Raw genomic sequence first — 12,692 nt, forward strand, 5'->3', positions numbered from 1 at the left:
GCAACCCTATGCAAGCTTTGTCAAAGTTTGTTATAATAGGCTTTGAGGTATTTCTATGAATTTTGAAAAAATAATAAATTATTTTAGGCGACTAGGGCAGACTATTCGTACAAAGTTTGCTGGTTCTAGGTCTAAAAGAGGAGATAAATCTTTTAAAGAAAGGAAAGCTACGACTGGATCTAAGTGGAATCGTAAGCAAGCACGGAAGTCGCCTGAGGATGGGATGACACTCTTAGACATGGGTGATATTTTCTTAAAAACCTTAAAGCTCTTGTCTGATTTCTTTTATGTGGTTATTATCGTTCTTACCTTATTCGGTGCAGGAATTGGTTTGGGTTATCTGGGGAGTCAAATTGAGTCTGTTCCGTCGATTAAGGACAAAACCTTGTTGAATCAGATTAGTGAGGTTAGTTTGGTATCTTCGATGAGCTATTCCGATTCCAAGAAGATTGCGGATATTGATACTGACTTGCTGAGAACACCTATTGAGAGCGATGCGATTTCTAACAATGTCAAAAATGCCATCATTGCGACTGAGGACGAAAATTTTAAAAAGCATAAGGGTGTTGTACCAAAGGCAGTTTTTAGGGCTTTGGTGTCATCAGTTTTGGGGGTTGGCTCTTCAAGTGGTGGTTCGACGCTAACGCAACAGTTAATCAAGCAACAGGTAACAGGCGATGCGCCAACCTTTAAACGTAAGGCGGCGGAGATTATCTATGCCTTACAATTGGAGCGTCGCGCTTCTAAAAATGAAATTTTAACCGATTATCTGAATGTTTCTCCTTTTGGACGTAACAACAAGGGGAAAAATATTGCTGGTATTGAGGAGGCTGCTCAAGGTATCTTTGGGGTATCTGCAGCGGATTTGACAGTTCCTCAGGCGGCCTATCTGGCAGGTTTGCCACAGAGCCCGATTGTATACTCACCTTATACAGCTGACGGTCAATTAAAAAATGCAGAGGATCTTTCTTATGGCTTAGCACGTCAGCAAGATGTACTCTACAATCTTTATCGCGGTGGCTATTTAGATAAGTCGCAGTATGAAAGCTATAAGGATTATGATATCACTAAAGATTTCAAGGCTGGTGAGAAGTCTGATGCCGTAAGTCATGACTATTTGTACTATTCTGTCATGTCTGAGGCTCAGGATGTCATGTATGATTATCTCGTTAAACGTGACAAGGTATCGAGTCAAGATTTGAAAAATGATAAGACCAAGGAAAGCTATCGTGAGAGGGCCCTACAAGAGCTACAAACCGGTGGCTACAGCGTTAAGACAACTATTGATAATGCAGTTTATAATGCGATGCAAGATGCTGCGAGTCAATATGGTGGCCTCCTCGACCAAGGTGGGAATAGTGGAGTTGAAGTCGGAAATGTGCTCATGGATAATGCGACTGGAGCAATTCTAGGATTTGTTGGTGGTCGTAGTTACGAAAATAATCAAAATAACCATGCCTTTGATACGGCACGCTCCCCAGGCTCATCTATTAAGCCTATTATTGCTTATGGAATTGCTATTGATCAAGGTTTGATGGGTAGCTCAAGTATCCTTTCTAACTACCCAACTAATTTTACGGGTGGAACGCCTATTCTCCATGATGGTGATAAGGGTACAGCTATGATGAACCTACAAGAGGCACTCAATACCTCGTGGAATATTCCAGCCTTTTGGACTTATCAAATGCTTCAACGTCATGATGTTGATGTTGAGGGTTACATGACCAAGATGGGCTATAAGATTGCTAACTACAATATCGAGAGTTTACCTCTTGGCGGGGGAATTGAAACCACGGTTGCCCAGCAAGTAAATGCCTATCAGATGCTTTCAAATGGTGGCGTCTATGAGAAGGGTCATATGATTGATAGTATTACTGACCGGACTGGCGAAGTTATCTATCAGCATAAATCTGAAGGGGTTCAAGTCTTTTCAAGAGCTACGGCTAGCATCATGGATAACCTGCTCAAGGAAGTTGTGGTTAAGGGAGCGACAACTCAATTTCATTCTGAATTGAAAAATGTCAATGGTGCAGCAGCCTCAGCTGACTGGATGGGTAAAACAGGAACGACAGATAACTTTGCGGATGCTTGGTTGATCGTCTCAACGCCTGGTATTACTCTTGGTGGTTGGGCTGGTTATGACAATAATACACCAACCAATTCTAAAACGGGTTACACCTACAATGCGCAATATATGGCTCGTTTAACTTCCGCCATCTACAATGCCAATCCAGGTATTTTTAAAACGGGAGATAAGTTTAATATCGATTCAAGTGCTATTAAGGCAAGTGTGCTCAAATCAACAGGCCTTAAACCAGCAACAGTGTCTGTCAATGGTCGTAATGTTTCTGTAAGTGGTGAAATGGTTGATACTTATTGGGCTAAAAATGGGCCTGGAGATACAACCTACAAATTTGCTATTGGTGGAACTGACAGTGACTATCAAAAAGCCTGGTCTAGTATTCTTGGAGGCCATTAGGAATTCCCAAGAATACTTGCAAAAAAGCAAAAAATTAGGTATAATGTAGACAACTATTTGTCGTCTTACTTGGTTGAAATATTGTCCAATCAAGAGATACAGCAGTTAAATCAACGTTTTTTCGGTCAGATTTAGCTGCTATTTTTGTGCTTATTTTTAGGATTTTCAAGTGTTGTAACTCATATTTAAAGGTTCTAAAAATTCACAAACTAAGTTTTTTGCTTATCCTTAATCAGATAAGTGGATGTTAGTGTTGAATCACTTGTTAATGGGACAAGTAACTGAACAAGGCAGAAGACAAATATTTAAAGTGCACGACTTGCAAAGCAGGTCTCGAATGTAGAAAAGGAGTAGAAGACTTGGCAGGACATGACGTTCAATACGGGAAACATCGTACCCGTCGTAGTTTTTCAAGAATCAAAGAAGTTCTTGATTTACCAAACTTGATTGAAATCCAAACGGATTCATTCAAAGAATTCTTGGATACTGGTCTTAAAGAGGTTTTTGAGGATGTACTTCCTATCTCAAACTTCACAGACACTATGGAATTGGAATTCGTTGGTTACGAATTGAAAGAGCCTAAGTATACACTTGAAGAAGCTCGTATCCACGATGCATCATACTCAGCACCTATCTTTGTGACTTTCCGTCTTATTAACAAAGAAACTGGTGAAATCAAAACTCAGGAAGTCTTCTTCGGAGATTTCCCTATTATGACTGAGATGGGTACTTTCATCATCAATGGTGGTGAACGTATTATCGTTTCTCAGTTGGTGCGCTCACCTGGTGTTTACTTTAACGATAAGGTTGATAAAAACGGTAAAGTGGGTTATGGATCAACAGTTATCCCTAACCGTGGGGCATGGCTTGAGCTTGAAACAGATTCAAAAGACATTGCCTACACTCGTATCGACCGTACACGTAAGATTCCATTCACAACGCTTGTGCGTGCGCTTGGATTCTCAGGTGATGACGAAATTGTTGATATCTTTGGTGATAGCGAGTTGGTTCGTAATACCATTGAAAAAGATATCCACAAAAACCCAGCAGATTCACGTACTGATGAAGCGCTTAAAGAAATTTATGAACGTCTTCGTCCAGGTGAACCAAAAACTGCCGACAGCTCACGTAGCTTGCTTGTAGCTCGTTTCTTTGATCCACGTCGTTATGACTTGGCTGCTGTTGGTCGTTACAAAGTCAATAAAAAACTTAACATCAAGACACGTCTTTTGGGACAAACAATTGCTGAAAACTTGGTAGATCCTGAAACAGGTGAAATCCTTGTTGAAGCTGGTACTGAAATGACACGTGATGTGATTGATTCAATCGCAGAATACTTGGATGGTGATTTGAACAAATTTGTATACACACCAAACGATTATGCGGTGGTTACAGAACCTGTTGTTCTTCAAAAATTCAAGGTTGTTGCACCAAATGATCCAGATCGTGTGGTTACAATTGTTGGTAATGCCAACCCAGATGATAAAGTTCGTGCTTTGACAACAGCGGATATCTTAGCTGAAATGAGTTACTTCCTCAACCTTGCCGAAGGTATCGGTAAAGTAGACGATATCGACCACCTTGGTAACCGTCGTATCCGTGCGGTTGGTGAATTGCTTGCTAACCAATTCCGTATTGGTTTGGCTCGTATGGAACGTAACGTACGTGAGCGTATGTCAGTTCAAGATAACGAAGTCTTGACACCACAACAAATCATCAATATTCGCCCTGTAACTGCAGCTGTTAAAGAATTCTTCGGTTCTTCACAGTTGTCACAGTTCATGGACCAACACAACCCATTGTCAGAGTTGTCACACAAACGTCGTTTGTCAGCCTTGGGACCTGGTGGTTTGACACGTGACCGTGCCGGATATGAAGTTCGTGACGTGCACTACACGCACTATGGTCGTATGTGTCCAATTGAAACACCTGAAGGACCTAACATCGGTTTGATCAATAACTTGTCTTCATACGGACACCTTAACAAGTATGGTTTCATTCAAACACCATATCGTAAGGTTGACCGTGCAACTGGTAAAGTAACCAACGAAGTGATTTGGTTGACTGCTGATGAAGAAGATGAGTACACAGTTGCTCAGGCTAACTCTAAATTGAACGAAGATGGAACATTTGCAGAAGAAATCGTTATGGGTCGTCACCAAGGTAATAACCAAGAGTACCCATCACACCTTGTAGATTTCGTGGATGTTTCTCCTAAACAGGTAGTTGCCGTTGCGACAGCATGTATTCCTTTCTTAGAAAACGATGACTCTAACCGTGCCCTTATGGGTGCCAACATGCAACGTCAGGCTGTGCCTTTGATTGATCCTAAAGCACCTTATGTTGGTACTGGTATGGAATATCAAGCTGCCCACGATTCAGGAGCTGCAGTTATCGCCCAACACGACGGTAAAGTTGTCTACTCTGATGCTGATAAAGTTGAAGTTCGTCGTGAAGATGGTTCTCTTGATGTTTATACTATTCAAAAATTCCGTCGTTCAAACTCAGGTACTGCCTATAACCAACGTACTTTGGTTAAGGTTGGCGATATTGTTGAAAAAGGTGACTTTATCGCTGATGGTCCATCTATGGAAGGTGGAGAAATGGCCCTCGGTCAAAACCCTATCGTCGCATACATGACATGGGAAGGTTACAACTTCGAGGATGCCGTTATCATGAGTGAGCGTCTTGTGAAAGATGACGTTTATACATCTGTTCACTTGGAAGAATTCGAATCAGAAACACGCGATACAAAGCTTGGGCCTGAAGAAATCACACGTGAATTGCCAAACGTTGGTGAAGAAGCCCTCAAAGACCTTGACGAAATGGGTATTATCCGTATCGGTGCTGAGGTTAAAGAAGGTGACATTCTTGTTGGTAAGGTAACACCTAAGGGTGAAAAAGACCTTTCTGCTGAAGAACGTCTTCTACACGCTATCTTTGGTGATAAATCTCGTGAAGTACGTGATACGTCACTCCGTGTCCCTCACGGTGGTGATGGTGTCGTTCGTGATGTTAAAATCTTCACACGTGCAAACGGTGACGAATTGCAATCAGGTGTTAATATGCTTGTTCGTGTTTACATCGCTCAAAAACGTAAGATCAAGGTCGGAGATAAGATGGCCGGTCGTCACGGTAACAAAGGGGTTGTTTCTCGTATTGTTCCGGTTGAAGACATGCCTTACCTTCCAGACGGTACACCAGTTGATATCATGTTGAACCCACTTGGGGTACCATCACGTATGAACATCGGTCAGGTTATGGAACTTCACCTTGGTATGGCTGCACGTAACTTGGGTATCCACATCGCAACACCAGTCTTTGATGGAGCAAGCTCAGAAGACCTCTGGGATACTGTTCGTGAAGCAGGTATGGATAGTGATGCTAAGACAATCCTTTACGATGGACGTACAGGTGAACCATTTGATAACCGTGTGTCAGTTGGTGTCATGTACATGATCAAACTTCACCACATGGTTGATGATAAACTTCACGCTCGTTCAGTAGGTCCTTACTCACTTGTTACCCAACAACCTCTTGGTGGTAAAGCACAATTTGGTGGACAACGTTTCGGTGAGATGGAGGTTTGGGCCCTTGAAGCTTATGGTGCATCAAATATCCTTCAAGAAATCTTGACTTACAAGTCAGATGACGTTAACGGACGTTTGAAAGCCTATGAAGCTATCACTAAAGGTAAACCAATTCCAAAACCAGGTGTACCAGAATCATTCCGAGTACTTGTTAAAGAATTGCAATCACTTGGTCTTGATATGCGTGTCCTTGATGAGGATGACTACGAAGTTGAATTACGTGATCTTGATGAAGGTGAAGACGATGATGTCATGCACGTTGATGATCTTGAAAAAGCACGTGTACAACAAGCCAAAGAAGCTGCTGAATTAGAAAAAGCTAAAGAAGAAGCTTCAGATAAAACAGAATAAAATAAGCTTTAGAGAGGGAGTTCACTCTCTCTGCTAAGGTAGCTGATAAAGGTGAGAATAGCGCTGCTATTGTCAATAGAACAAAAGAAAGGTAATACTAGTGGTTGACGTAAATCGATTTAAAAGTATGCAAATCACACTAGCTTCACCAACTAAGGTCCGTTCATGGTCTTATGGTGAAGTTAAGAAACCTGAAACAATCAACTACCGTACGCTCAAACCAGAACGCGAAGGTCTCTTCGACGAAGTGATCTTTGGTCCTACCAAAGACTGGGAATGTGCGTGTGGGAAATACAAACGTATCCGTTATAAAGGTATCGTTTGTGACCGCTGTGGTGTTGAAGTAACACGTGCTAAGGTTCGTCGTGAACGTATGGGTCACATCGAGTTGAAAGCACCAGTATCACACATCTGGTACTTCAAGGGAATCCCTTCTCGTATGGGATTGACTTTGGACATGAGTCCTCGTGCGCTTGAAGAAGTTATTTACTTTGCAGCTTACGTGGTTATTGATCCAAAGGAAACACCACTTGAACCAAAATCTCTCTTGACAGAACGTGAATATCGTGAAAAATTGCAAGAGTATGGACACGGTTCATTTGTCGCTAAAATGGGTGCCGAAGCTATCCAAGATCTCTTGAAACAAGTAGATTTGGAAGCTGAAATTGCTGAACTCAAAGAAGAGTTGAAAACAGCAACTGGTCAAAAACGTGTTAAAGCTGTTCGTCGTTTGGACGTTCTTGATGCCTTCTACAAGTCTGGTAACAAACCAGAATGGATGGTGCTTAACATCTTGCCAGTATTGCCACCAGACCTTCGTCCAATGGTTCAATTGGATGGTGGACGTTTTGCGGCATCTGACTTGAACGATCTTTATCGTCGTGTTATCAACCGTAACAATCGTTTGGCTCGTTTGCTTGAATTGAATGCCCCAGGTATCATCGTGCAAAACGAAAAACGTATGTTGCAAGAAGCGGTAGATGCCCTTATCGATAATGGACGTCGTGGTCGTCCAATCACTGGACCAGGTAGTCGTCCACTTAAATCTTTGAGCCACATGCTTAAAGGTAAACAAGGTCGTTTCCGCCAAAACTTGCTTGGTAAACGTGTTGACTTCTCTGGACGTTCCGTTATCGCCGTTGGTCCAACACTTAAAATGTACCAATGTGGTGTGCCACGTTTGATGGCCATCGAACTTTTCAAACCATTTGTGATGCGTGAAATCGTTGCGCGTGAATACGCAGGTAACGTGAAAGCCGCTAAACGTATGGTTGAACGTGGTGATGAACGTATTTGGGATATTCTTGAAGATGTTATCAAGGAACACCCAGTACTTCTTAACCGCGCACCTACCCTCCACCGTTTGGGTATCCAAGCCTTCGAACCTGTCTTGATTGATGGTAAGGCCCTTCGTCTTCACCCATTGGTATGTGAGGCCTACAATGCCGACTTTGACGGTGACCAAATGGCCATCCACGTTCCATTGTCTGAAGAAGCTCAAGCTGAAGCACGTTTGCTCCTTCTTGCGGCTGAACACATCCTTAACCCTAAAGACGGTAAACCGGTCGTAACGCCATCTCAGGATATGGTTCTTGGTAACTACTACTTGACTATGGAAGAAGAAGGCCGTGAGGGTGAAGGTATGGTCTTCAAGGATATTGATGAGGCAGTTATGGCTTATCGTAATGGTTATGTTCACTTGCATAGCCGTGTCGGTATCGCAGTAGACAGCATGCCTGATAAACCTTGGAAAGAAAACCAACTTCACAAGATTATGGTTACAACTGTTGGTAAGATTCTCTTTAACTCAATCATTCCAGCAGAAATTCCATATCTTCAAGAAACAACAAATGAGAACTTGACAGATAGTACACCAGATAAGTACTTCCTTGAACCAGGTCAAGATATCCAAACAGTTATTGATAGTTTGGAAATTAATGCACCATTCAAGAAGAAAAATCTTGGTAACATCATCGCTGAAACCTTCAAACGTCTTCGTACGACTGAAACATCAGCCTTCCTTGACCGTTTGAAAGACCTTGGTTACTACCACTCAACACTTGCTGGTTTGACAGTGGGTATCGCCGATATCCCAGTTATCGATAACAAACAAGAAATTATCGATGCTGCTCACCACCGTGTTGAAGAAATTAACAAGGCCTTCCGTCGTGGTTTGATGACAGATGATGACCGTTATGTTGCTGTTACAACAACATGGCGTGAAGCGAAAGAAGCACTTGAAAAACGTCTGATTGAGACACAAGATCCTAAGAACCCAATCGTTATGATGATGGACTCAGGAGCTCGTGGTAACATCTCTAACTTCTCTCAACTTGCCGGTATGCGTGGTTTGATGGCTGCTCCTAACGGACGTATCATGGAATTGCCTATCCTTTCAAACTTCCGTGAAGGTTTGAGCGTTTTGGAAATGTTCTTCTCTACTCACGGTGCGCGTAAAGGTATGACCGATACGGCCCTTAAGACAGCCGACTCAGGTTACCTTACTCGTCGTTTGGTTGACGTTGCCCAAGATGTTATCATCCGTGAAGATGACTGTGGAACAGACCGTGGTCTTCTCATCCGTGCGATTACTGACGGTAAAGAAGTTACGGAAACACTTGAAGAACGTCTTCAAGGTCGTTACACTAAGAAATCAGTTAAGAATCCTACAACAGGTGAAGTAATCGTAGGTCCAGATACTTTGATTACTGAAGACATGGCTGCTGCTATTGTCAATGCTGGTGTTGAAGAAGTAACTATCCGTTCAGTCTTTACATGTAACACACGTCACGGTGTCTGCCGTCACTGTTACGGTATCAACTTGGCAACAGGTGATGCGGTTGAAGTTGGTGAAGCAGTTGGTACTATCGCCGCTCAATCTATCGGAGAACCTGGTACACAGCTTACTATGCGTACCTTCCACACCGGTGGGGTAGCCTCAAACACCGATATCACACAGGGTCTTCCACGTATCCAGGAAATCTTTGAAGCACGTAACCCTAAAGGGGAAGCGGTTATCACTGAAGTTAAAGGTACTGTTATTGAAATCGAAGAAGATGCCGCAACACGTACTAAGAAAGTCTTCGTTCAAGGTAAGACTGGAATGGGTGAATACGTTGTTCCATTTACAGCTCGTATGAAAGTTGAAGTGGGTGACGAAGTACACCGTGGTGCAGCCTTGACAGAAGGGTCAATCCAACCTAAACGTCTCCTTGAAGTGCGTGATACCTTGTCAGTTGAAACTTATCTTCTTGCAGAAGTACAAAAAGTTTACCGTAGCCAAGGGGTAGAAATCGGTGATAAACACGTCGAAGTAATGGTTCGTCAAATGCTTCGTAAAGTACGTGTTATGGATCCAGGTGATACAGATCTCCTTCCAGGTACACTCATGGACATTTCTGACTTCACAGATGCTAACAAGGATATTGTTATCTCTGGTGGTGTTCCTGCAACATCTCGTCCAGTCCTTCTTGGTATTACGAAAGCCTCACTTGAAACAAATTCATTCTTGTCAGCGGCTTCCTTCCAAGAAACAACACGTGTGCTTACAGATGCAGCTATCCGTGGTAAGAAAGACCATCTCCTTGGTCTTAAAGAAAATGTTATCATTGGTAAGACTATTCCTGCTGGTACAGGTATGGCTCGTTACCGTAACATTGAACCACTTTCAGTTAACGAAGTTGAAGTTATTGAAAATATTGCTGTTGATGAAGCAATTGTGGAATCATCTGAAGACTAAAACGAAATCAAAAGAACTCACAATTCATTGTGAGTTCTTTTCGTATTTATATGACTAGAATTTCTTCAATTTTTGATAAATATAAAATATAAGACCATTTTTTTTATCTTTTCCAGAAAATTTTGTATAATAGGAACACCAAAGATGAAGTGAGAAAGAAAAATGTACCAAGTAGTTGAAATGAAAGGGGATTTGGAACCGTGGTGGTTCTTAGAAGGCTGGCAAGAAGATATCATCAGTACTAAGGAATTTGAAAATTTTTATGATGCCCTCAAGTACTATAAAAAACTTTGGTTTGCCATGGAAGAAACCTTGCCAAGCTATATCAGCCGTAGTAGTGTCATGACTGCTTTTTGGAACCAAGAGGATAAACACTGGTGTGAGGAGTGTGACGAATATCTGCAGGTCTATCAATCGATTGCTCTTTTGGATGATTGGCAGGAAATTCCTGAGGAAAAATACCGTCCGGGATATGAAAAGCGAAATGACCTTCCAAATCATGCCCACTGTAAAATTAAACGTTAAACAATGCAGAAGCTCGAATTTTTTCGGGCTTCTTTTCATTTTCTTAAACTTTTTACGAATAGGTCTATGAGGAGGTCCTTATGGTAACAGAATTTGCTAAGGAAATGATCAAAAATGCTGATAGTTGTGGGGCTCAAGACATCTATGTCATTCCACGTCAGGATAATTACGAGCTCTATATGCGAGTTGGCCAAGAGAGGAGATTGATTGATGTATATCGGCCTGATTTCATGGCTAGTCTTATTGGTCACTTTAAATTTGTGGCGGGAATGATGGTGGGTGAGAAGCGTAGGAGTCAACTAGGTTCCTGTGACTATGATTGTGGTGGTCAAAGGGTTTCTCTGCGTTTATCAACCGTTGGGGATTATCGCGGCTTAGAAAGTTTAGTTATTCGTGTTCTACATTCCGAACGTCGAGAATTGGTGTATTGGAATCAAGGAATCCAGCCGATTATGGATGCTTTGGATTATCGTGGCTTGTATCTCTTTGCAGGTCCCGTAGGTTCTGGAAAGACTACGCTTATGCATGAATTGGTTCAGGAGCGTTTTAAGGGACAGCAGGTGATTTCGATTGAAGATCCTGTGGAAATTAAACAGGATAATGTCTTGCAACTCCAGGTAAATCAAGCAATTGACATGACCTATGATAATTTGATTAAGCTATCACTACGTCATCGCCCGGATGTTTTGATTATTGGAGAAATTCGGGATAAGGAGACTGCTCGAGCGGTTATTAGAGCTAGTCTGACAGGAGTGACTGTTCTTTCAACTATTCACGCAAAGAGTGTGGCAGGTGTTTATGAGCGTCTTCTGGACCTCGGTGTAGATAAGTCTGAGTTGGATAATGCTCTTCAAGGGATTGCCTATATGCGTTTGATTAAGGGAGGAGGTGTGATTGATTTTGCCAGTGAAAATTTCCAAAGCCATTCGTCAACCAGCTGGAACCAACAGTTGGAAGGCTTGGTTCAACAAGGACATCTCACTGAAGGGGATATCCAAGGGGAAAAAATTAAAGATTAATCAGCAAGTCAAGGTTATCCAGCTTTTCAAACAACTTCTAAAGGCAGGGTTTACTTTAACTGAAATCGTAGCCTTTTTGGAGCGAAGTCACTTGTTGAAAGAATCGTCATTATCTCTTATGAAAGCAAGCTTAATGCGAGGCGACAGGCTAGACCAGATGTTTGCGTCAGTGGGTTTTTCGGACAATATTGTTACTCAGATTGCCCTTGCTGATAAGCACGGTAATCTTCTAGGGAGTTTAACCAAGATTGAAACCTACATGCTTCGTATGACCAAGGTTCGTAAGAAACTCATGGAGGTAGCGACCTACCCTATCCTACTCCTGGGTTTCCTGATTCTGATTATGTTAGGACTTAAAAATTATCTTTTACCGCAACTGTTAGAGGGTGATGGTAAGGATAATTGGGCTGTACAGTTGGTTCAAATCTTTCCTCAGCTCTTCTTTGTGAGTTTGTGTGGACTTCTTGTATTAAGCTTAATTCTTTATCTATGGGTCAAACGCCAGCCAGCTCTTGTCTTTTATCGACGAATGGCAAAAATCCCTTTTATAGGGCAAACTGTCAGGCTATATACGACTGCCTATTATGCTAGGGAATGGGGAAATCTCTTAGGGCAAGGTATTGACTTGCTAGACTTAGTTGCTCTAATGAAAGAGCAAAAATCAAAGCTCTTTCGTGAGCTGGGGGCTGATTTAGAGGAAGCCTTGATGCTCGGACAGAGTTTTCCTGACCGTATTGCTAGTCACCCTTTCTTCACTAAGGAACTATCCTTAATTATTGCTTATGGAGAGGCTAATGCTAGGTTGGGCTATGAGTTAGAAGTCTATGCTGAAGAGGTTTGGCAGGCTTTCTTTAACCGTCTTAATAAGGCAACAACCTTTGTGCAACCCCTCATTTTTGTTATTGTTGCTGTCGTGATTGTAATGATCTATGCAGCTATGCTATTACCAATGTATCAAAATATGGAAGGAATGATGTCATGAAAATGAT

At 42.1% G+C, this 12,692-nt stretch carries 6 protein-coding genes; all 6 read left to right on the forward strand.

Features of this window, described 5'->3' with window-relative positions:
- Positions 1–55 precede the first annotated feature (55 nt).
- The 6 genes from pbp1b to comGB all read left to right on the forward strand — a co-directional run bounded on the left by pbp1b (position 56) and on the right by comGB (position 12,685).
- A complete protein-coding gene (gene pbp1b, locus ACYVQ1_RS06100) occupies positions 56–2,479 on the forward strand; it encodes a penicillin-binding protein PBP1B (protein ID WP_461250158.1) in 2,424 nt (807 codons plus the stop codon).
- A 359-nt stretch (positions 2,480–2,838) separates the two neighbouring features.
- The gene (rpoB, locus tag ACYVQ1_RS06105) at positions 2,839–6,420 is read left to right on the forward strand and encodes a DNA-directed RNA polymerase subunit beta (protein ID WP_347105863.1); all 3,582 of its coding nucleotides are present in this window, start codon (positions 2,839–2,841) and stop codon (positions 6,418–6,420) included.
- 100 nt (positions 6,421–6,520) lie between these two features.
- A complete protein-coding gene (gene rpoC, locus ACYVQ1_RS06110; RefSeq protein WP_037603707.1) occupies positions 6,521–10,159 on the forward strand; it encodes a DNA-directed RNA polymerase subunit beta' in 3,639 nt (1,212 codons plus the stop codon).
- A 162-nt stretch (positions 10,160–10,321) separates the two neighbouring features.
- Entirely contained in the window at positions 10,322–10,684 is a 363-nt protein-coding gene (locus ACYVQ1_RS06115) for a DUF1033 family protein (RefSeq protein ID WP_455443589.1), read from the forward strand.
- Positions 10,685–10,764: 80 nt separating this feature from the next.
- Entirely contained in the window at positions 10,765–11,703 is a 939-nt protein-coding gene (gene comGA / locus ACYVQ1_RS06120) for a competence type IV pilus ATPase ComGA (RefSeq protein WP_461250159.1), read from the forward strand.
- The gene (comGB, locus tag ACYVQ1_RS06125) at positions 11,585–12,685 is read left to right on the forward strand and encodes a competence type IV pilus assembly protein ComGB (RefSeq protein WP_461250189.1); all 1,101 of its coding nucleotides are present in this window, start codon (positions 11,585–11,587) and stop codon (positions 12,683–12,685) included. The genes comGA and comGB overlap by 119 nt, the downstream gene beginning before the upstream one ends.
- The last annotated feature ends 7 nt before the right edge of the window (positions 12,686–12,692 follow it).

The sequence above is a fragment of the Streptococcus parasalivarius genome, from assembly GCF_054785155.1.